The sequence below is a fragment of the Streptomyces sp. NPDC091649 genome, assembly GCF_044756785.1.
In the GTDB taxonomy this organism is placed as follows: domain Bacteria; phylum Actinomycetota; class Actinomycetes; order Streptomycetales; family Streptomycetaceae; genus Streptomyces.
On the sequence record NZ_JBIVTR010000008.1, the window covers coordinates 238,842 to 259,753 of the forward strand.

The 20,912-nt window shown below is 73.0% G+C and carries 20 protein-coding genes; 8 read left to right on the forward strand and 12 right to left on the reverse strand.

The genetic code is table 11. The features are described from left to right. Positions 1-109 precede the first annotated feature (109 nt). Positions 110-811 (forward strand): DUF2470 domain-containing protein, encoded by a 702-nt coding sequence (locus ACIQMU_RS16930; protein WP_402689102.1) that lies wholly within the window; start codon positions 110-112, stop codon positions 809-811. Positions 812-844: 33 nt separating this feature from the next. On the opposite strand, the gene ACIQMU_RS16935 is transcribed toward ACIQMU_RS16930, so the two are convergent. From ACIQMU_RS16935 to ACIQMU_RS16955, 5 genes are all read right to left on the reverse strand, one after another. Beyond that, positions 845-1,570 carry a TetR/AcrR family transcriptional regulator gene (locus tag ACIQMU_RS16935; protein ID WP_352242413.1) on the reverse strand — a complete coding sequence of 242 codons (726 nt, stop codon included), beginning with the start codon at positions 1,568-1,570 and terminating at the stop codon, positions 845-847. 61 nt (positions 1,571-1,631) lie between these two features. Next, positions 1,632-2,717, reverse strand: a complete 1,086-nt coding sequence (locus ACIQMU_RS16940) for a PDR/VanB family oxidoreductase (RefSeq protein WP_352242414.1) — start codon at positions 2,715-2,717, stop codon at positions 1,632-1,634. Between the two features lie 3 nt (positions 2,718-2,720). Further along, on the reverse strand, positions 2,721-3,626 hold the full coding sequence (locus tag ACIQMU_RS16945) for a metal-dependent hydrolase (RefSeq protein ID WP_402689103.1): 906 nt from the start codon (positions 3,624-3,626) through the stop codon (positions 2,721-2,723). 179 nt (positions 3,627-3,805) lie between these two features. Then, positions 3,806-4,453 carry a response regulator transcription factor gene (locus tag ACIQMU_RS16950; RefSeq protein ID WP_352242416.1) on the reverse strand — a complete coding sequence of 216 codons (648 nt, stop codon included), beginning with the start codon at positions 4,451-4,453 and terminating at the stop codon, positions 3,806-3,808. Further along, the gene (locus ACIQMU_RS16955) at positions 4,438-5,706 is read right to left on the reverse strand and encodes a sensor histidine kinase (protein WP_402689104.1); all 1,269 of its coding nucleotides are present in this window, start codon (positions 5,704-5,706) and stop codon (positions 4,438-4,440) included. Before ACIQMU_RS16955 ends, ACIQMU_RS16950 begins: the two co-directional genes overlap by 16 nt. 244 nt (positions 5,707-5,950) lie before the next feature. Between ACIQMU_RS16955 and ACIQMU_RS16960 the strand changes: the two genes are divergently transcribed. Further along, complete coding sequence (locus tag ACIQMU_RS16960) at positions 5,951-8,104, forward strand: MMPL family transporter (protein WP_352242418.1); 2,154 nt, start codon at positions 5,951-5,953, stop codon at positions 8,102-8,104. 65 nt (positions 8,105-8,169) lie between these two features. Here ACIQMU_RS16960 and ACIQMU_RS16965 read toward each other — a convergent pair whose 3' ends face one another. From ACIQMU_RS16965 to ACIQMU_RS16980, 4 genes are all read right to left on the reverse strand, one after another. Then, positions 8,170-8,808 carry a winged helix-turn-helix domain-containing protein gene (locus tag ACIQMU_RS16965; RefSeq protein WP_402689105.1) on the reverse strand — a complete coding sequence of 213 codons (639 nt, stop codon included), beginning with the start codon at positions 8,806-8,808 and terminating at the stop codon, positions 8,170-8,172. 361 nt (positions 8,809-9,169) lie between these two features. After that, positions 9,170-10,204 (reverse strand): glutamine synthetase, encoded by a 1,035-nt coding sequence (gene glnII, locus ACIQMU_RS16970; RefSeq protein WP_352242420.1) that lies wholly within the window; start codon positions 10,202-10,204, stop codon positions 9,170-9,172. 89 nt (positions 10,205-10,293) lie between these two features. Then, entirely contained in the window at positions 10,294-11,472 is a 1,179-nt protein-coding gene (locus ACIQMU_RS16975) for an ARPP-2 domain-containing protein (protein WP_402689106.1), read from the reverse strand. Continuing rightward, positions 11,469-12,983, reverse strand: a complete 1,515-nt coding sequence (locus ACIQMU_RS16980) for a hypothetical protein (protein ID WP_402689107.1) — start codon at positions 12,981-12,983, stop codon at positions 11,469-11,471. The genes ACIQMU_RS16975 and ACIQMU_RS16980 overlap by 4 nt, the downstream gene beginning before the upstream one ends. 260 nt (positions 12,984-13,243) lie before the next feature. Here ACIQMU_RS16980 and ACIQMU_RS16985 point away from each other — a divergent pair, with 260 nt between their 5' ends. Beyond that, positions 13,244-14,158, forward strand: coding sequence for a Gfo/Idh/MocA family oxidoreductase (locus ACIQMU_RS16985; RefSeq protein WP_352242423.1), 915 nt, complete (start codon positions 13,244-13,246; stop codon positions 14,156-14,158). A 34-nt stretch (positions 14,159-14,192) separates the two neighbouring features. On the opposite strand, the gene ACIQMU_RS16990 is transcribed toward ACIQMU_RS16985, so the two are convergent. Beyond that, positions 14,193-15,608: a PLP-dependent aminotransferase family protein gene (locus tag ACIQMU_RS16990; protein WP_402689108.1), complete on the reverse strand. Its 1,416-nt coding sequence runs from the start codon at positions 15,606-15,608 to the stop codon at positions 14,193-14,195. 47 nt (positions 15,609-15,655) lie between these two features. On the opposite strand from ACIQMU_RS16990, the gene ACIQMU_RS16995 reads away from it, so the two are divergent. Beyond that, on the forward strand, positions 15,656-16,174 hold the full coding sequence (locus ACIQMU_RS16995) for a carboxymuconolactone decarboxylase family protein (RefSeq protein WP_402689109.1): 519 nt from the start codon (positions 15,656-15,658) through the stop codon (positions 16,172-16,174). A gap of 129 nt (positions 16,175-16,303) precedes the next feature. Here ACIQMU_RS16995 and ACIQMU_RS17000 read toward each other — a convergent pair whose 3' ends face one another. Continuing rightward, the gene (locus ACIQMU_RS17000; protein ID WP_402689110.1) at positions 16,304-16,663 is read right to left on the reverse strand and encodes an ArsC/Spx/MgsR family protein; all 360 of its coding nucleotides are present in this window, start codon (positions 16,661-16,663) and stop codon (positions 16,304-16,306) included. 119 nt (positions 16,664-16,782) lie between these two features. Here ACIQMU_RS17000 and ACIQMU_RS17005 point away from each other — a divergent pair, with 119 nt between their 5' ends. From ACIQMU_RS17005 to ACIQMU_RS17015, 3 genes are all read left to right on the forward strand, one after another. Then, positions 16,783-17,088 carry a hypothetical protein gene (locus tag ACIQMU_RS17005; RefSeq protein WP_352242427.1) on the forward strand — a complete coding sequence of 102 codons (306 nt, stop codon included), beginning with the start codon at positions 16,783-16,785 and terminating at the stop codon, positions 17,086-17,088. 274 nt (positions 17,089-17,362) lie between these two features. Continuing rightward, a complete protein-coding gene (gene cpt / locus ACIQMU_RS17010; protein ID WP_402689111.1) occupies positions 17,363-17,896 on the forward strand; it encodes a chloramphenicol phosphotransferase CPT in 534 nt (177 codons plus the stop codon). A 121-nt stretch (positions 17,897-18,017) separates the two neighbouring features. Beyond that, positions 18,018-18,584 carry a GNAT family protein gene (locus tag ACIQMU_RS17015; RefSeq protein WP_352242429.1) on the forward strand — a complete coding sequence of 189 codons (567 nt, stop codon included), beginning with the start codon at positions 18,018-18,020 and terminating at the stop codon, positions 18,582-18,584. A 227-nt stretch (positions 18,585-18,811) separates the two neighbouring features. On the opposite strand, the gene glnA is transcribed toward ACIQMU_RS17015, so the two are convergent. Next, positions 18,812-20,221 carry a type I glutamate--ammonia ligase gene (glnA, locus tag ACIQMU_RS17020; protein WP_352242430.1) on the reverse strand — a complete coding sequence of 470 codons (1,410 nt, stop codon included), beginning with the start codon at positions 20,219-20,221 and terminating at the stop codon, positions 18,812-18,814. Positions 20,222-20,502: 281 nt separating this feature from the next. On the opposite strand from glnA, the gene ACIQMU_RS17025 reads away from it, so the two are divergent. After that, on the forward strand, positions 20,503-20,910 hold the full coding sequence (locus ACIQMU_RS17025; protein ID WP_352242468.1) for an RDD family protein: 408 nt from the start codon (positions 20,503-20,505) through the stop codon (positions 20,908-20,910). Positions 20,911-20,912 lie beyond the last annotated feature (2 nt).

The window sequence follows — 20,912 nt, forward strand, 5'->3', positions numbered from 1 at the left end:
CCGACCCGTGCGCCGCGTCCCCGGACTTCCCGCACCGGAACATGGTGAGTAAGGTTAGGCATACCTAAGTAGCCGCTTGGGTTCCGTCGACCCTTTCTGGAGAACCCGGATGCGTCTCTCCCGCCTCCGCGCCACGCGGCCGACCCGCGCCGAGCGCGTCCGGTCGATCCTGACCGTCGCCCACTCCATGACGGTGGTCAGCGACGGCCGGCACGCCGAAGTCCGCCGCCTCGACGGCACGGGCGCGATGGGCCGCATCCACCTGCACGCCCCGGACGGCGGCGGCCACGCACCGAGCGCCCAACGCGTGCCGGCCCGCCTGGAATTCACGGACATCGCCCCCACGTCCGTACGCGACCGGCTGCGCGCCCGCGTCACGGTCACCGGACTGCTGGCCGCCCCGTACGACGACACCGAGCAGAGCACCTGCATGGAGTTCGGACAGGCCGTCCTGGAGGACGCCGAGGGGCGCACCTTCGTCGACCTGGAGGAGCTGGAGGAGGCGGAGCCCGATCCGATCGCCGCGTGCGAGGCGGGCATGCTCACCCATCTCGTGGACGATCACGCCGAACTCGTCCCCCTGCTCCTGCGCCTCGTCCTCCCCCGCCCCGAGCGCGGCATGACGCGGGCCGTGCCGCTGGCGATGGACCGCTACGGGGTGACCCTGCGGCTCGAATACGCCCGCGCCCACCGGGACGTCCGGCTGCCGTTCCCCCGCCCGGTCACCGAGATCGACCAGGCGGGCCCGCAGATCCACGCCCTGCTGGCCGCCGCCCGCCGCGTCTCCCACCGCAACGGCCTGCCGGCCTGATCTCGACCGCGTGCCCCGAGACACCGCCCGCGCTCAGCGCGGCAGACGCTGCGCGGGCACGGCGGGCGCGTCCGGGGCGAACGCGGATAGCCGGGCCAGCAGTTCACCGAAGGGGCCGTCCGCCGGTTCCTCCGACAGCACCCGCAGCACGATGCCGGCCATCTCCTGGTCATGGGCGGCGCTGACCGCGGCGAGCGCCGCGAAGTCGTGCACCAGCTGCACCTCCAGCTCGGCACGCGGAATGCGCCGGCCGTCCAGCCAGATGAGCGCCGTCGACTCGGCGAGCGAGACCCAGGAGCGGACCACCAGCTCCAGCCGCGCGGGCGGTTCGGCCACCCCGAGGTGCGTGATGATCTGCTCGTACGCGGCCTGCCGCACCCCGTCGATCATCGCGTTCGCCGTCGAGGAACCGACCGCGGGCCCGCCGCGCATCAGCGCCGAGAAGCCCGGGCCGTGCTCGTCGACGAAGTCGAAGAACCGCTCCATCGCCCGCAGCAGCCGTGCCCCCAGGGGCCCTTCGAGGGGCTCCAGGAAGCGGGCCGCCAGCTCGTCCGCGGCCCGCCGCAGCGCCGCCTCGTACAGACTCTGCTTCCCGGGGAAGTAGTGGTAGACCAGCGGACGGGAGATCCCCGCGGCCGCGGCGATCTCGTCGATCGACACCTCTTCGGGCGAGCGGCGGCTGAACAAGTCCAGCGCGACGCCGATCAGTTGCCGTCTGCGCTCATCGACGCCCATCCTGCGCCGCACCCCGGTCGTCATGCCGACAGCCTATCCGGGGCGCGCACGGGAAGCCTCCAGGCCCTTTCGCCGGAATCCGGCCCTACAGGTCCAGGACGAGACGCCCGCCCCGGCAGCGCGAGACGCAGATCAGCATCGAGTCGACCCGTTCGTCGTCGGTCAGCAGCTCGTCCCGGTGGTCGATCTCGCCCTCCAGCACCCGCTGTTGGCAGGTCCCGCAGAACCCTTGCTCGCAGGAGTACGCGACGTGGGGCACCGTCGCGCGGACGGCGGCCAGCACCGACTGCCCGGCCCGGACCGGCACCGTGCGCCCGCTGCGCCGCAGCTCCACCTCGAACGCCCCGGAACCCGGCCCCGACACCTCTCCCGTCGTGGCCGAGAACCGCTCCAGGTGCAGAGGGTGCCCCTCGGGGAGTGCGGCGGCGACGGCGGCCATCAGGGGCGCGGGGCCGCAGCAGTAGACCGCCGTGCCCGGGGCGAGACCGGTGAGCGCCCCGGCGACGTCCGGGTGGCCCGCCTCGTCCTGGGCGACGACCGTGACCCGGTCCCCGTCCGCGCCGAGCTTCCCGATCTCCGCCAGGAACGGCATCGAGGCCCTGGACCGGCCCCCGTACAGCAGCCGCCACTCGGCCCCCGACGCGGCCAGCGACCGCAGCATCGGCAGCACCGGGGTGATCCCGATGCCGCCGACGACGAAGACGTGGCCCGGGGCGTCGTCGGCCAGCGGGAAGCGGTTGCGCGGCCCCCGCACCTCGACCTCCAGGCCCACCCGGAGCTGTTCGTGCACCTCCCGAGAACCGCCCCGGCCGTCCGCCACCAGCCGGGCCGCCACCGTGTACGCACCGGTGTCCGCCGGGTCGCCGCACAGCGAGTACTGCCGCACCAGACCGGACGGAAGCACCAGATCCAGATGGGCTCCCGGCTCCCAGGGCGGCAGTCCGGCGCCCTCCAGCCGGAGTTGGACGACACCCTCGGCGACCGCGGTCCGCCCGGTGATCAGCAGCCGGCGGGCCGCCGTCGCCCGCCGCCCGGAGTGGCCCGACACCGGCTCGGGCAGTGCGGGCAGCGGCCACAGCGGTGACCGGGCGATCCGGCGCCTCAGGGCCCGCCGGGCGAGCAGGGCGGCGCCGGAGACCAGCACGACGGTACGCAGACGGGGCAGCGCCATGGTTCAGGACCCTCCGGTCGTGGCGGCCTCGGCGGCGAGGGCGGCGGGGGAGCGGGTCAGATAGTCGACGGCCTGGGCCGTACTGCCCTCCTGCGAGGGGTGGTAGGACCGGCTGAGATAGCTGGGGACGGACCGCAGGATCGCGCCCGTGCTGGGCAGTGTGCCCTGCCTCCCGCTCGCGTGGAACGCCTTGAGGGAGGCCCTCCCGCCCAGCAGCGTGGGGTCCCTCTCCATGAAGAACCGGATGCCGCGCTGCCAGAGGAACACCAGCGCGGAGAACGCCGCCGCCCAGGTGCGCACCCGCCGCCGGTAGCCGCCGTCCACGTGCATGAAGACGTCGAAGGCCACCGACCGGTGCTCGACCTCCTCCGCCCCGTGCCAGCGCAGCAGGTCCAGCATGGTCGGGTCCGCGCCCCGGCGGTCCAGCGCCTCGGCGTTGAGTATCCAGTCGCCGAGGAACGCCGTGTAGTGCTCGATCGCCGCGATCGTCGCCACCCGCTCCATCAGCCACCACTTCGACGCCCGCCCCGGCGGCAGCGTCCGGTCCCCGAGCAGCTTCTCGAAGAACCAGTCGACCTGCGCGGTGTACGGGGTCGGGTCGAGGCCCAACTCCCGCAGACGCGGCAGCACATCGTCGTGCGCCTGCGAGTGAACGGCCTCCTGCCCGATGAACCCGATGACGTCCTCGCGCAGCCGGTCGTCGTGTATGTACGGGAGTATCTGCCGGTACACGTGGATGAACCAGCGTTCCCCGGCCGGGAGCAGCAGGTGGAGCACGTTGATCGTGTGCGTCGTGAACGGGTCGCCGGGCACCCAGTGCAGGGGAGTGTTCTCCCAGGCGAAGGAAACCTTGCGGGCCTTGAGGGGCGTCCGCTCCGACGCGACCGCCGCTGGCTGCGTGTTAGACATGGCGTCAATGTACTGACGGGTACGCGGGGGGACCAGAGGCGTGCGGGGATTTCCCGCCGAGGCGGTCCTGATCGGCGGTCCGGCGGCCCGACGCGCCCCGCCGGGTCTCAGGCGAAGGCGGCCAAGGGGGCGCGGCGACCGGTGCTCCGGTGAGCCGGCCGGCCGGGATCGGCAGGGCGTCAGCCGTGGTCCAGATACGCCAGCACCGCCAGCACCCGGCGGTTGTCGTCGTCCGACGGGGGCAGGTCGAGCTTGCCGAAGATGTTCGACGTGTGCTTGGCCACCGCCCGTTCCGTGATCACCAGTTGCGAGGCGATGGCGGCGTTCGAGCGGCCCTGGGCCACCAGCTCCATCACCTCCCGCTCGCGCGGGGTGAGCCCGCCCATCGGCGCGTCCTGCGAACGGCGCGACAGGAGCTGGGAGATGACCTGCGGGTCCATCGCCGTACCGCCGGCCGCCACCCGTCGTACCGCGTCGATGAACTGGTCCGCGTCGAAGACCCGGTCCTTCAGCAGGTAGCCGATGCCGCCGTTGCCGTCCGCCAGCAACTCCCGTGCGTACAACTGCTCCACGTGCTGCGAGAGCACCAGCACCGGGAGTCCGGGCCGGGCCCGGCGGGCGGCCAGGGCGCACTGGAGGCCCTCGTCCGTCTGGGATGGCGGGAGCCGGACGTCGACGACGGCGACGTCCGGCTCCAACTCGGCCAGAGCCTTCGTCAGTTCGGGCCCGGTCTCCACAGCCGCGGCGATCTCGAAGTCGTACGCCTCCAGCATGCGCACCAGTCCGTCGCGCAGCAGGAAGAGATCTTCGGCTAGGACAACTCGCAAGGAATCTCCATGGTCACCATGGTGGGACCGCCCGCGGGACTGCTGACGGCCAGTACGCCGTCGAATGTACCCAGTCGCCGTTCGATCCCGCTCAGGCCCGAGCCCGATCCGATCACCGCACCGCCCTTGCCGTCGTCCGTCACGGAGATCCGGAGCATTCCCTCCGCGTGGTACAGGTCCACCTGGATCCGATCGGCCTCCGCGTGCTTCACCGTGTTCGTCAGGGCCTCGCTGACCGCGAAGTACGCCGCCGACTCCACCGGGGCCTCCGCCCGCCCCTCCAGCTCCACCGTCACCTCGGAGGCGACCGGCAGCCGCAGGGCCAGCGCCCGGACCGCGTCGCCGAGGCCCCGCTCCGCGAGGACCGGCGGGTGGATGCCCCGGACCAGATCGCGGAGCTCGGTCAGCGCCTCCGCCGACGACTCCCGGGCCATCGCCAGCATCTTCTTCGCCTGCGCCGGGTCCTTCTCGATCAGCGCCTCGATCGTGCCGAGGTTCATGCCCATCGCCACCAGCCGGGCCTGCGCCCCGTCGTGCAGGTCGCGCTCGATGCGGCGCAGCTCGGAGGCGGCGGTGTCCACGGCCTCGTGCCGGGTCTCGGTGAGCCGCTCGACGCGCTGCGCCAGCTCCTGGTCCTGGATGGGGGCGAGCAGCGTACGGGCGAGCAGGAAGTGCGCACGCAGGATCGGCCCGGAGGCCCGCATTCCGAGGTGGAAGAGCACGATGCCCAGCGCCAGGGCCGCGAATCCCGTCGCCTGGCTGTCCACCGGCACGAACCCGTACCAGTACGGATCGTCCCGGAACACCCGCCACAGGCCGGCCGCCAGGACGAGTCCCTCTACCGGATAGATCATCAGGGCCGCCGCGAGGACCGCCAGGACCGTTCCGACCGTCATGTCCATCAGCAGCCACAGCAGGTCCCGCCAGGTCGCCGGGTCCTTCAGCAGCACCGTCGTGCGCTCCACCTGACCGGTGACGCCCGGCCGCAGATCCTTCGGGAACGGCCGGTACGGGACCGGAATCCGTACGTCCGACCAGGTCACCGCCCACAGCCGCCGCTGGTTCGCGTGCTTGCGGACCGCGTCCAGCACCACCGGAGTGGTGAACACGCCGATGCCCAACAGGATGAAGGCGATCGAGAGCACCGCCAGCACGAACAGAGTGATGGACGCCGCCAGACCGGCCACCGACAGGAACAGCCCCCGCCCCGCCGCCAGCATCGACGACCGTAGTCGCCCCGAGAACACCTTCATCGCGGGTCTCTCCCCCCTCATCGGAGCCGGGCGGGCCCCGGTCCGCAGCCAGTCTCACCCGGGCCCACCCCGCCGCGTCAGCCGGTCCGCCACCCGGAGGGGGTGTACCTGGCACCACCCCCGCACCCCCGCCCCGGACCTCCACGACCGGGGGCTTCGACGGCTGGGGTGGACCGTGTGCCACTCCTAGATTCGAAGCGTCCCGAAGTACTTACCCGACGCTTACCTCTGGGGGAGAGACCGCATGAGGCGCAACCTCGCCGCACGCATCGGTGTGTGGAGCACACATCATCGCAAGACGGCCGTTCTCGGCTGGCTGCTCTTCGTCGTGCTCGCCGCCGGCGTCGGCGGCGCCACCGGCATGGTCGAGATGACCAACGCGGAGAACGGCGCCGGCGAGTCCGCCCGCGCCGAGCAGATCCTCCTCGACGCCGGACTCGACAAGCCCGCGGGCGAACTGGTCATGGTCTCCGCCACCGCCGCGGGCGACTGGAAGCCGGCAGCCGAAGCCCTCGCCGACGCCGTACGGGAGACCGGCGCGACGCGGAACCTCGCCCCGCCCGTCGTCTCCGAGGACGGCAGGAACGCCCTGATCGCCTTCGAGATGAAGGGCGATGCCGCCACCTCGCCCGACCGGGTCCAGCCCGTCCTGGACGCGGTCGCCGCCGTGGGAGAGGACCACCCGGACACCGAGATCCACCAGTTCGGCGAGGCGAGTGCGGGCAAGTGGCTCGGCGACCTGCTGGCCGAGGACTTCAAGAAGGCCGAGTTCACCGCCGTACCGCTGGCCCTCGGTATCCTCCTCGTCGCCTTCGGTGCGGTGGTCGCCGCCCTGCTCCCGGTCGGGCTGGCCCTCACCGCCTGCCTGGCCGCCTTCGGTCTCCTCTCGGTCGCCAGCCACCAGCTGCACCTGTTCCAGACCACGTACTCCGTGATGTTCCTGATGGGCTTCGCCGTCGGCGTCGACTACTGCCTCTTCTACCTTCGCCGCGAACGCGACGAACGCGCCGCCGGCCGGGACGCGGAGACCGCCCTGCGTATCGCGGCGGCCACCAGCGGCCGGGCGGTGCTCGTCTCCGGCGTCACCGTGATGGTCGCGATGGGCGGCATGTTCCTCTCCGGGCTCCTGCTGTTCAAGGGCTTCGCGCTCGCCACGATCATCGTCGTGTTCATCGCCATGCTCGGCTCCGTCACCGTCCTGCCCGCCCTGCTCTCCTGGCTCGGCGACCGGATCGACGCGGGCCGCATCCCGCTGCTGAACCGCCGCGCCAAGCACGGCCAGGCCGGCAGCGGCCGCATCGTCGGCCGGGTCCTGGGCCCCGTCCTCGCCCGGCCCCGCACCTTCGCCGTCGCCGCCGTCGTGCTGCTGCTCGCCCTCGCCGCGCCCGCGGTCGGCATGAAGACCGAATCCCTCGGTCTGGAGAAGCAGTTCGGCTCCGACTCGCAGCTCTCCATCTCCTACAGCCGCATCACCGAGAGTTTCCCCGGCGGCCCCGCCCCCGCCCTCGTCGTCGTCACCGCGCCCGACATCGCCGCCCCGGAGGTCACCGAGGCCCTCGACGGCTTCGAGGGCGTCACCGTCCACCGCGCGGAGAACGTCGCCGAGATCGAGATACCCCTCCCCGACGGCACCGCCGACCTCACCGAACTGCGCGAGAGGACCCTGCCCGCCGCGTTCGACGGCTCCGGGGCGAAGGCCCACGTCACCGGGGAGACCGCCGGGTCGGTCGACTTCAACGACCAGCTGCGGCGCGGCATCGCCCCCGTCTTCCTCTTCATCACGGCGGTCACCTTCCTGCTGATGCTGTTCTGCTTCCGCAGCTACGTCATCGCCGTGACGTCCATCGCCCTCAACCTCCTCTCGGTGGCCGCCTCCTACGGGGTGATGACCGCCGTCTTCCAGCACGGCTGGGGCGCCTCGCTCATCGGCTCGGAGGGGGTCGGCGCGATCGAGGCGTGGATGCCGCTGTTCGTCCTCGTCGTCCTGTTCGGCCTGTCCATGGACTACCACGTGTTCGTCGTCTCCCGGATCCGCGAGGCGCGCGGCGGCGGCCTGGACAACCGGGCCGCGATCGAGACCGGCATCCGCCGCACGGCCGGGGCGGTCACCGGAGCGGCGGCCATCATGGTCGCGGTGTTCGCGGTGTTCGGGACCCTGTCCATGCAGGACATGCAGCAGATGGGCGTCGGCCTCGCCGTCGCGGTGCTGCTGGACGCCACCGTCGTACGGATGGTGCTGCTGCCCTCCGTGATGCTGCTCCTGGGTGAGCGCAACTGGCGCGTCCCGCGCGTGCTTTCACGTCTGCCGAGCCTGGAGGGCGAGGACCTGGACGGGTACGGCGAGCCGGTCGGCCCGGTGAGCACGCGGGCCCCGGCCCCCGCGGGGCGGCAGGTTTGAGCCACCCGGCGGCCCCGGACCGCGGTGAGGGGAAACCGTGGTCCGGGGCCGCCGGACGTTCGCCGTCAACCGGACGGTCGCGGCACGTACGTGTACCCCACCCGGCGCACCGTCCGGATCGAACCGCGGTACTCCGCACCGAGCTTGCGGCGCAGCCGGGCGATATGGACGTCGACGGTGCGCCCGTCGCCCACGTGCCCGTAACCCCACACCGTGCTCACCAACCGGTCGCGGGTGTGCACCTGGTGCGGGTGCGCCACCAGGTGGGCCAGCAGCTCGAACTCCAGGTACGTGAGGTCGAGGGCGACGCCGTCGACCGATGCCGTACGCCGGCCGGCGTCGATGCGGACCGGGCCGCCGGAAGCCTCCTCGGCCTCCTCCTCGCCGACGGCCGCACGCGGGTCGAACGGGGGGCCGACGGGCCGCTGCTCGGCGGCGGCGTCCCCCGCGAGCGCCGGCTGCCCGCCGGCCGGCACGAGCACCAGGTAGCCGACCATCGGCGGCATGCCGGGCAGGTCGGGCAGGGTGTGCGGTGGGGCCGGCAGCCAGGTGGCCCCGGGCGGGAGGAAGCCGGCCACGCCGGCCGGCCCGGCGGCCTCGTCGCGGTCGCCCGCGCGCAGCCGGTGCCGGCTCGGGTGGGCGGCGGGGGAGAGGCCGGTGGGCTGCGCGGCCGGGGCGGCCGGAAAGGCACGGGTGTTCGCCATGGGGGTCAGCTCTTTCGCGCGAGGAGTCGTCAGGGACGGACTTGCTTCGTACGCGCGGACCGAACGCCGGGGTGAGCGGCTTCAGTGGGCCCGCGCGTTCCACGCGCGGCGACACACCCGGTCGAAATCATGGTGCTGACGGGAAGGCCAGAACGGTTCGAGGTCGCTGCGACCCGACGCGGTGTGCTGGTAGCCGACCATGGGCCCATTGAAGCAGACGATCGCGGTGGTGCGTCAGACGCCTCTCACCCGTCGGAACGGACCCTTCGTACTGCGTTCCTCGCCTCCAGCCGACACCGCACACGCGGGAGGGGCCCGCCGGCGAACCGGCGGGCCCCTCTGTGCGTGACCGGCGTCGGGGTCAGACCTGGCCGGCCTTCTCCAGCGCGGTGCAGCACGTGTCCACGATCAGCCGCGTGACGACGTACGGGTCGACGTTGGCGTTCGGGCGGCGGTCCTCGATGTAGCCCTTCCGGTCCTGCTCGACCTGCCACGGGATACGGACCGAGGCACCGCGGTCCGAGACGCCGTAGTGGTACTCGTTCCACGGGGCGGTCTCGTGCAGGCCGGTGAGCCGGTCGTCGATGCCCGCGCCGTAGTTCTTCACGTGGTCCATCGGCTTGGAGCCCTCACCCAGCGACTCGCACGCGGTGATGATCGCGTCGTAGCCCTCGCGCATCGCCCCGGTGGAGAAGTTGGTGTGCGCCCCCGCGCCGTTCCAGTCGCCCTTGACCGGCTTCGGGTCCAGCGTCGCGGAGACGTCGAAGTCCTCGGCGGTGCGGTAGAGCAGCCAGCGGGCCACCCACAGCTGGTCGGAGACCTCCAGCGGCGACAGCGGGCCCACCTGGAACTCCCACTGGCCGGGCATGACCTCGGCGTTGATGCCGGAGATGCCGAGACCTGCCGCCAGGCAGTTGTCGAGGTGCTTCTCCACGATGTCGCGGCCGAAGATCTCGTCCGCCCCGACACCGCAGTAGTAGCCGCCCTGCGCGGCCGGGAAGCCGCCCTCGGGGAAGCCGAGCGGCCGGTGGCCGTCGAAGAAGGTGTACTCCTGCTCGATGCCGAAGACCGGGGCCTGGCCCGCGAACCGCTCGGCGACCGGACGCAGCGCGGCACGGGTGTTGGACTCGTGCGGCGTCATGTCGATGTCGAAGACCTCGCACAGCACGAGGATGTCCGTGCCGCCGCGGATCGGGTCCGGACAGGTGAAGACGGGCTTCAGCACCCGGTCGGACGCGTGGCCCTCGGCCTGGTTGGTGCTGGAGCCGTCGAATCCCCAGACGGGCAGTTCCGCCACGTCCCCCGACGGCGTACCGTCCATGATCTTCGTCTTGGAGCGCAGCTTGGCGGTCGGCTCGGTGCCGTCGATCCAGATGTACTCAGCCTTGAACGTCACGGACGCCATCCTTTGCGGGTGCAGCGGTCTATGCGGCGCAGCTTGGCAAGACCCGATTTCCCGTCCGTTGCCCGGATGTGAACCCCGTGTTACCGGGGTTTCCCGTGTGGGCCGAGTGTCTCGACCGGTCGGACACCGCCCTTGAGCAGGGCCGAGAACCCGGCCGCGCGCAGCCGCCGCACCAGCTCCTCCCGGCTCGACCCCAGCGCGGCGGCCGCCCGGTCCAGCCGCCAGTCGGCCCCGGCCAGGGTCCGCAGCAGATGGCCCCGGCGGACCTGGGCGTCGGAGAGCCGGAACGTCTTGAGGTAGGCGACCCGCCCCTTGTGGTCGGTGATCGCCTCCCCGATGTGCTGCCCGCCGGTGTCCCGGACGAACGGCGGCAGGAAACGCCACAGGGTGAACGACTCCATCCGGTACGCCCGGTCGAACGCGTACGAGCTGTCCAGCAGCTCCCGTGCGAACAGGGTGTCGTGCGCCTCCTCCCACGCCCGCTCCCGAGCCCGCGCGGCCGCCCTCAGCCCACCGAGGTCACGGATACGCTCCTCGCCCCCGATCCGCACCGGGGTCTCCGCCACCGGAGCCCCGTACAGCGCGTACTGGTGCACCAGCTCCCCGTAGAGGTCCTCCACCAGCGAGGCGTGCAGGAGCCGGTAGTCGTCCGGGTGCGGGACGACGAAGGCCGCGGCGAGCGCGTCGGAGGCGTACACGATCACGCCGCACTGGCCCGGGTGGATCTCGAAGATCCGCAGCGCGTCCCCGAGCCCGCGCACCGAACGCCCGAGGTAGGCGTCCTCGGCGCGCGGCGAGAGCCCGTCGCGCAGGGCCGTGCGCGACCACTCCTCCCAGGCGGTCGACGGCCCGCCGAAGTGCAGGGCGAGACAGCCCTCCAGCGCCAGGTGCAGCGGCAGGAACCGCAGCCGGTCACCGGGCCTCCGCCCGGCCGTCCGGCGGTGCGGCACCGGCGGCAGCGCGACGGCCCTGAGCGCGTCGCTCCCGCCGAACTGGGTGCCGTACGCGGCCGACCGCCGTCCCGCCCCCGGGGCCGTGCCCTCCCCGCCCGACCAGTCGGCGACCAGACCGTGCGGAATGTACGAGACGTGACGGGCCAAGGGCCCGAGCTCGACGACCCCCGCACCGAGGCCCTCGTACACCTCGCGGTGCAGCCGCAGCCCCTCCACCGGCGCCTCGCGGACCAGGGGGACGAGCCGGACCCCGCCCCACAGCTGCGCGGGCCGGGCGGTCAGCCCGGTCAGGTCCAGCCGGTTCACGACGCCGCCCCTTCCTCTTCGCCCTCTCCGGTGAACCGGGCCACCCGCCGGTCCAGATACGCGTACAGCTCCGCCGGCCCGGTGCGCCCCTCCGCGAACCGGGCGATCTCCACCAGGGCGGGCAGGTCCTCCGCGTCCCGGATCCCGGCCGTCGCCACCCCCGCCGCCAGCCGCCGCACGTCGAAACCCTCCGCGTCGTATACGGGGTTGACGTGCACCACCGCCGTCCGCCGCGCCGGATCCAGCCGCCGCCGCCACACCCGCAACACCTCGGCCGCCAGGCCCGCCGGAGCGTTGTCCCAGCCGTCCGAGACGACCAGCAGCCGGTCCGGGGCCGCGCCACCCGGCCCCGGCTCCAGCGCGTCCAGGATCCGCATCCCCAGCGGGGTCGGCCCCCACGGGCGTACGAGCAGCGCGTCGCCCGCGCCCGAGGTCCACAGCCCCCGGTACGCACCGGGCGCGGCGAGCGCCTCCAGCAGGTGGTGGCAGGCCAGCGCCACGGCGAGCGGCCGCCGCCGCTTCTGCCCCGAGCCGGACGAGGAGAAGCTGTCGTCCAGCACCGCGTGCACCCGCCCCCAGCCCCCCGCGTGCCCGCCCGCCGCCCGGCGGGCCGCCGCGCGCAGGGCGCCGGTCAGCTCGGGGCGGCGCGCGGCCCGCCGCTCGAAATCCAGCGACAGTACGTAGAGGGCGAGCCGGGTCAGCGGCATCCCGGTCAGGTCCACCTCGGCCGCCGGGGCGTCCCGACGCCCGACCGCCGCCCGCTGCTCCTGGGTACGCAGCCGCTCCAGCCGGGTCATCCGGGGCGCGGCCCGCTCCAGGAGCACCTCGCGCTTCATCCCGTGCCGGGCGGCGAACCCCTCCGCCACCGTGAACGGCAGCTCGGCGACGGCTCCCCGCTCGTAGTGCGCGCGCCGCCAGGCGTCCAGCAGCCGGTGCTCGTAGCGCGGCGACCGCCCGGGCCGGAACAGGAACGCTCCGACCTCGGCGAGCGGCTCGGCCCCGTCCGGGCAGGGCAGGTGGATGTGCCGGACGGCCCTCTTCAGCCCGGCCCGGTACTTCACCGCGTCATGGCCCAGGTCCGGCCGGGCCGCGAGCCAGTCCCGCATGATCGCCCGGGTGCGCCGGTTGTTGACCTTGCTCCGGCGCAGCTCGCCGAAGAGACGGTAGACGCGCGGCGGCGGCAGCAGCGCCAGCCGGGCCGCGATGAGCCGCCCCTCGGTGCGCCGCTCCTGGGGGCCGGCCTCGCCCGCCGTCTCCAGCAGCCGGCGCACGATGAGGGCCGCGTTGTGGTGGTTGATGTCCAGAGCGAGCGAAGCCGCGTACACCCGGCGGTAGTTGACCCGTACATAGGTGTGCAGGAAGTCCAGGGACAGCTGCTGGTCGGCGGCGCCCGAGCGGAACTCGCGCTGTCCGGTCGCGGTGATCGCCGCGTTCACGAAGAGCAGGACGTCCTCGGCGGCGACGAGGTCGGCGACGGTCTCGGACGCTCGTACGGACTCGGGCGCGTTCATGGGATTCCCCCGGGAGAAGCAGAGAGGCCGGCCGGGGAATGGAGGCGCGAACAACGAAATCATCGCTTCACAGGCACGTCTCGGAAGTCGCGCCGGAGTCCCGCGGCCGGCCCCGGCAACCTAACGGGACAGGGCCGCGCCGCGCCACCGCATTCGGCGCCCGGCGGCTTCGCGCGCGAGCGGGCCGCCCCTCACTGTTCGGACGGCGGACTCCTCCGGCCCCCTGCACAGCCGGTCGGAGCACCCGGCACACTGGCCCCATGACGACAGCCGACCGAACCACCGCCCCCCTGCGCATCGGCCTCCTCGGCACCGGCCCCTGGGCGCGGAACACCCACGCCCCCGCGCTCGCCGCCCACCCGGGAGTGGAGCTGAGCGGGGTGTGGGGCCGCCGTGCCGAGGCGGCGGACGCCCTCGCCGCCGTGCACGGCGCCCCCGCGCACACCGGTGAGGAGGGCGTCGACGCGCTCCTGGAGGCGAGCGACGCGGTGGCCTTCGCGCTGCCGCCGGACGTCCAGGCCCCCCTCGCGGTCCGGGCGGCGGAGGCGGGCTGCCATCTCCTGATGGACAAGCCGGTCGCCACGACGGTCGAGGCGGCCCGCGCGGTCACCGGGGCCGCGGAGAAGGCAGGGGTGGCGTCCGTCGTCTTCTGCACCCTTCGCTTCGCCCCCCGGACGTCGGCGTGGATCGCCGAACAGGCCGCGATCGGCGGCTGGTTCACCGCCCGCGCCCAGTGGCTCGGCTCGCTCTACGCCACCGGTTCCAGCAGCGAGTACGCCGACTCGCCCTGGCGCCGCGAGAAGGGCGGCCTGTGGGACGTCGGCCCGCACGCGCTCTCCGTGCTGATCCCGGTCCTGGGCGACGTCGAGCACCTGACCGCCGTCCGGGGACCGGCCGACACCACGCACCTGGTCCTGCGCCACGCCTCCGGCGCGTCCAGCACCGTGACCCTCGGGCTGAGCGCCCCGCCCGGCGCGGCGGGCGTCGAGATCGAGTTCCGGGGCGAGCGGGGCACGGCGTCCATCCCCGGCTGGGACGGCGCGGAGAGCGCCTTCCAGGGTGCGGTGGACGCCCTGGCCGAAGCGGTACGCACGGGAGTGCCGCACGCCTGCGACGCGCGCTTCGGCCTCCACCTCACGGAGCTTCTGGTGGAGGCGGAGACACAGGCCGGATGAGCCTGCCCGGAGCGGGGGGCGCCGGACCCCGGCCCTACCCCGGGGGCAGCGCGCGGCACAGGGCTTCCAGCGCCTGGGGGTAGGCCCGTTCGGTGGGCGTCGCGTAGCCCACCACGAGCCCGTCCCGGGCGACGGCGCCCCCCTCCCGTGCCGCCGCCGGATGCAGGTAGTCGGACAGGCCCTCCACCGCCAGTCCCTGCCAGGCCGCCGCCCGGACCACCGAACGCTCCGTGCCGGGCGGCAGTTCCAGGACCGCGTGCAGCCCGGCCGCGATCCCGGTGACCCGGACGTGCGGGGCCCGCCGCTCCAGAGCCGCCACCAGCTGGTCCCGGCGGCGGCGGTGACGCTGCCGCATCCGTCGGACCCGCCGGTCGTACGCCCCCGACTCGACGAAGTCCGCGAGTGTCAGCTGCTCGGTGGCGCTGGAGAACTGCTCGCGCTCGCCCTTCGCCGCGACGACGGGGCCCACCAGCCGCTGGGGCAGCACCATCCAGCCGATCCGCAGGGCGGGGGAGAGGCTCTTGCTCACCGAGCCCAGCAGCACCACATGCTCCGGATCAAGTCCCTGGACGGCCCCCACGGGCTGCCGGTCGTAGCGGAACTCCCCGTCGTAGTCGTCCTCGACGACGAGCCCGCCGGTGGCCCGGGCCCAGTCGACGACGGCCGCCCGCCGCCCGGGGTGCAGCGGCCCGCCGGTGGGGAACTGGTGGGCGGGCGTGAGCAGGACGGCACGGTCGCGGCGGGTCAGCCCGTCGACCCGGGCGCCGTCCGGGTCCACGCCCAGCGGCCGGGTGCCGACCCCGTGGGAGGCGAGCAGCTCGCGGTGGAACGGCAGGCCGTACTCCTCCGCCGCCCAGGGGCCCCCGACCACCTCCGCGAGCAGCCGCAGCCCGTGCGCGGCCCCCGAACACACGACGATGCGCTCCGGCGCCGCCCGTACTCCGCGCACCCGGGCCAGATAGCCGGCCAGCGCCCGCCGCAGTTCGGGCCGCCCGTGCGGATCACCCGGCCCGAACGCGTCGTCGGGGGCGGCGGCGAGCGCGCGGCGCGCCGAGGCCAGCCAGGCGGTGCGCGGGAAGACCGAGGGGTCCGGCTGCCCCTGCACCAGGTCGTGGACCGGGCGGACGGCGCGCTCGGGGGTGCGCGGCCGGTGGGCGGGGGTGACGGGGGCGGCCCGCTCGGCCACCCGGGTCCCCGAGCCCTGGCGGGCGGCGAGCCAGCCTTCCGCGACCAGCTCCGCGTAGGCGTCGGCGACGGTGTTGCGGGCGAGGCCGAGGTCGGCGGCGAGGGAGCGGTAGGGCGGCAGCCGCGTGCCCGGGGCGAGCCGCCCGCTGCGCACGGCCTCGCGCAGCGCGGCCATCAGCAGCGCCCGGCGGTTGCCCGTGCCGGAGAGTTCCAGAGGCAGGTCGCTGCCCAGGATCTCCGCGGAATTGACCCACGAATCCGTCATGGAAATGCACCCCGTACCCAGTCGCCTGTCGTTCTAGATTCGTACCCATGACGACGACCGAGATCAAGACGAACGACCGCGCCGCCTCCCCCGCCACCACCGTCCGGCGCAACGGGGGCGGCCGCCGGATCGACTTCGCGAAGAGTGCCCCGAAGGTCTTCCGGGCCGTGATCGGCCTGGACGCCGCCGCCCGCGCGGGGCTGGACCCGACGCTGGTCGAACTGGTCCAGATCCGCGCCTCCCACCTGAACCGGTGCGCGTACTGCCTGCACATGCACACCACGGACGCGCGCAAGGCGGGCGAGAGCGAGGAGCGCATGCACATGGTCGCGGTGTGGCAGGAAGCGGAGCACTTCTTCACGGACGGGGAACGGGCCGCACTGGCCCTGACGGACGCGGTCACGCGGATCGGGGACGCCGGGGTGCCGGACGAGGTCTACGACCGGGCCGCGGCCCACTTCGAGGAGGAGGAGCTGGCCCACCTGCTGGCCCTGATCCTCACGATCAACACCTGGAACCGCATCGCCCTGTCCACCGCCAAGCGCGCGGGCACGGACGAACGCTGAATCCCGTCCGGAGCCGGTTCGGCGCCGGGGGCGACTGCCGGCCGGCGCCGGGCGGGGCGGGCGCCGGGACCGCGCCGCAAGAGGCATCGTCCAGGCGGGGCGGCCGGGCAGGGCGGATGACGGCCCCGGCTACCGTCCCAACGCGTTCCGTACCGCTTCCTCACTCCGCGCCACCACGGCCGTGCCGTCCTCGGCGGTGATGATCGGCCGCTGGATCAGCTGTGGGTGCTCGGACAGCGCGGCGATCCACCTCCCGCGCGAACCGGCCTCCCGCGGCCACTCCTTGAGACCCAGCTCCTTCGCCGCCGACTCCCGCGTCCGCGTGATGTCCCACGGTTCGAGACCGAGCCGGTCCAGCACGGCCCGGATCTCCTCGGGCGAGGGCACGTCCTCCAGGTAGCGGCGGACGGTGTAGTCGGCCCCCTCCGCGTCGAGCAGGGTGAGGGCGCTGCGGCACTTGGAACAGGCCGGGTTGATCCAGATCTCCATGGGGCCGAGGTTACGCGAGGGACTGCCGAAAGGGCCTCTGGCCAGGGGTGATTGTCAGTGGTCGGCAGTAAAATGGAGGGAGTTCGTGAGGGTTCCACCACGCTGCCAGGAGGATGCCGATGGCCGTTGCCGCAGTCACGACCGAGCCGCTCGACCGACAGCTCCCGATGCCCTTCCACTCGCCGCTCCCCGGGCCGCCGCCGAAGAAGCGGCTGCCCGCGGGCCGTCCCCGCGAGTGGTACGTCTCCCACAACCGCCGCCTCAAGGCCATGCGCCTGGCCATCGCCCTGCTCGACAGCGGGGTCTACCAGCCCTCCAGCGCGCGCAACCACCGGATACGGCTCGCCGCGGAGCGCCTGGGCATCCACCGGCCGTCCGACACCACCTGCCGGATGGTCCGCGCCCTGATCCGCTACGGCCGCTGACCGGACCGACCCGAGCCGGCCATCGACCGCACCGCGCCCCCGGCCGGCTCGCCCGGCCGGGGGCGCGGGCACACGACGCCGCTGCCCCCGCCCCGGGCGGGACAGGGCCGGTGCCGGCGGCCAGACCGACCGGCCGGCCCGGTCACGGACGGCACCGGCCCCGGGGCGTCGTCCGCCACCGACCACGGCCGGGGCAGCGTCACGTCCGGACAACTGAGCGGTCCTCGTCCGAAAACGCGTCGAACGCCGCACCGATCCCCTCTAGGGTGTCCGGGTGACCACCCAGGTGATCGTGCTGAACGGCGGGTCCAGCTCCGGCAAGTCCGGCATCGTCCGCTGCCTCCAGGCGGAACTGCCAGGCCCCTGGCTCGCCGCCGCGATCGACGCCTTCGTCGATGCGCTGCCCGCGTCCCTGCGCACCTCGGACGCGGGCATCGCATTCGCCGAGGACGGCGGCGTGGCCGTCGGGCCGGAGTTCCGGAGACTGGAGGCGGCCTGGCGCGAGGGCGTCGCCGCGATGGTCCGGGCGGGCGCCCGGGTCATCGTCGACGACGTGTTCCTCGGCGGCCCCGCCTCCCAGGAACCGTGGCGGAAGGCGCTGGCGGGACTGGACGTGCTGTGGGTCGGGGTCCGCTGCGAGAGCGCGGTGGCCGAGGCCCGCGAGACCGCCCGCGGGGACCGTCCCCGGGGCATGGCCGCAGCACAGGCGGAGACGGTCCAACGGGGTGTGGTGTACGACCTGGAGGTGGACACCACGCACACGGAGTCCCTGGACTGCGCACGAACCATCGCCGCCGGACTCGCGTGACCGGCCCGGCCGCGCACCCGCACCACCGCAGCCAGGACGCCGCACACCCGTGAGCACCCGTACAGCCCGTACGCACCCGGCCCCGGCACGGGGGCCGTCGAGACCGAGACCGTGGAGAGCGATGACCGACTTGTGGACCGGCGAGAGGGTACGCCTGCGGGGCGTGGAACCGCAGGACTGGGAGGGCTTCCGGGCCCTGGCGCTGCACACCGTGGACGCCCGGAACGCCGGTGTGGTCGACCCCCCACGCTCGGACGAGAGCTTCCGCGCCTGGACCGCCGAACGCGCCGGCCGCACCCCGGACCCGGCCGCGTACCAACTGGTCATCGAGACCCGCTTCGAGCACGCCTTCGTCGGCGCGGTGTCGGTGGGCGAGACGGACGCCCGGGCCGGCCGCTTCCGTACGGGCATCGAGGTCACCCGGGAGCACCGCCGCCAGGGCTACGCGGCCGAGGCGTCCGAACTGCTCCTCACGTACATGTTCGCCGAACAGCGCTGCCACAAGTGCGAGGTGGAGGTCTACGCCTTCAACGACGCCTCCCTGGCTTTGTACCGCAAACTCGGCTTCGTGGAGGAGGGCCGACTGCGCCAGCACGAATACTTCGCGGGAGCCCACCACGACGTGGTCCTGCTGGGCATCACGGCGGACGAGTACTGGGCGGGACGGGCCAGGCCCTCGCTGCGCTGAGCTTCACGCTGCGGACGCACACCCGCCCCCTGCCCGACAGCCAGGGCCGGGCGTGCGGGGCCGTCGACGCGGCGTTCGGCCCGGCCGCCGAGGACGGCGGGGACGGAGCGGTGCCCGTCGCGGTGTGGCGGCAGCGGGAAAGGCCGTCGGCCGTGCCCCCGGAGGGACACGGCCGACGGCCCACAGACGGCCCAGGTGAGGGGAGAGCCCCTCTACCTGCGGCGGTCCTAGATGTCGAAGTACAGCTCGAACTCGTGCGGGTGCGGACGCAGCTGGATCGGGGCGATCTCGTGGGTGCGCTTGTAGTCGATCCACGTCTCGATCAGGTCCGGCGTGAAGACGCCGCCCGCCTGGAGGTACTCGTTGTCCGCCTCCAGGGCCTCCAGCACGGCCGGGAGGGAGGTCGGGACCTGCTGGACGTTGGCGTGCTCCTCGGGAGCCAGCTCGTAGAGGTCCTTGTCGATCGGCTCCGGCGGCTCGATCTTGTTCTTCACGCCGTCCAGGCCCGCCATCAGCAGCGCGGAGAAGGCGAGGTACGGGTTCGAGGACGGGTCCGGGGCGCGGAACTCGACGCGCTTGGCCTTCGGGTTCGAGCCGGTGATCGGGATACGCATCGCGGCGGAGCGGTTGCGCTGCGAGTACACCATGTTGACCGGGGCCTCGAAGCCGGGGACCAGGCGGTGGTAGGAGTTCACCGTCGGGTTGGTGAAGGCCAGCAGCGACGGGGCGTGCTTCAGGATGCCGCCGATGTAGTAGCGGGCCATGTCGGAGAGGCCGGCGTAGCCCTGCTCGTCGTAGAAGAGCGGAATGCCGCCCTGCCACAGCGACTGGTGCACGTGCATGCCCGAGCCGTTGTCGCCGAAGATCGGCTTCGGCATGAAGGTCGCGGTCTTGCCGTTGCGCCAGGCGACGTTCTTCACGATGTACTTGAAGAGCATCAGGTCGTCGGCCGCGGCGAGCAGCGTGTTGAACTTGTAGTTGATCTCGGCCTGGCCGGCGGTGCCGACCTCGTGGTGCTGGCGCTCGACCTGGAGGCCGTTCTTGTCCAGCTCCAGGGAGATCTCGGCACGCAGGTCGGCGAAGTGGTCCACCGGCGGGACGGGGAAGTAGCCGCCCTTGTAGCGGACCTTGTAGCCGCGGTTGTTCTCCAGGGCACCGGTGTTCCAGGCGCCGGCCTCGGAGTCGATGTGGTAGAAGCTCTCGTTCGCCGACGTCTGGAAGCGGACGTTGTCGAAGACGTAGAACTCGGCCTCGGGGCCGAAGTACGCGGTGTCCGCGATGCCGGTCGAGGACAGGTACGCCTCGGCCTTCTTGGCGATGTTGCGCGGGTCACGGCTGTACTGCTCGCCCGTGATCGGGTCGTGGATGAAGAAGTTGATGTTGACGGTCTTGTCGCGGCGGAAGGGGTCCACCCGCGCCGTCGACAGGTCCGCGCGCAGCGCCATGTCCGACTCGTGGATGGCCTGGAAGCCGCGGATCGACGAACCGTCGAAGGCCAGTTCCTCGGCCGGGTCGAAGGTCGCCGCCGGGATGGTGAAGTGCTGCATCACCCCGGGCAGGTCGCAGAACCGGACATCGATGAACTTGACGTCGTTGTCCGCTACGTACTTCTGCACTTCGTCGGCGTTCTGGAACATCCAACTCCTCCTACTCCCGACCCGGGAGGGGCGGGGTTGCAGCTCGTGGTGCGGCCAGTGCGGTGGCGCAGGCTGGACCCGACCATAGGCAGGCGTGATTTCTCAAGCGTGACCCATTTGTTTCGCCCAAGTTAACCAGGGCGGTGGCGGACGGCATCTCCGCGACTGTTTCCGGTGCCCCGCCCGGCCTGGGGCAGACCCCGGAGCAGTACCGTGGACGGGTGGACAACAGGCAAGTAATGGGATCGTGGCTCTCGGGACCCCGTGCGGCCGCCGAGGAGATGGGCGTCGACTTCGGTTACCGGGGTCAGGGGCTGGGGCTGCCCGAGAAGGGGCCCGGATCGGTCGCTCCGCTCGGCCGGCGCTTCGGGGCCCTCTTCATCGACTGGTCGCTCTGCATGGTGATTGCATACGGGCTGTTCGCTCGCGGTGACCAGCAGGCGGCGGGCAACTGGGCACTCGGGGTCTTCCTCGTGATGAGCCTGCTGACCGTCGGGACCATCGGCTGCACGCCCGGTAAGCGCCTGCTGGGGGTCCGGGTGGTCGCCGCCGACGGCGGCCGGCTCGGGTTCGTGCGGGTGGTCCTGCGGACCGTGCTCCTCCTCCTCGTCATCCCGGCGCTGGTCTGGGACCGCGACGGGCGCGGACTGCACGACCGGCTGTCCCGCGCCGTGCAGGTCCGGATGTGACC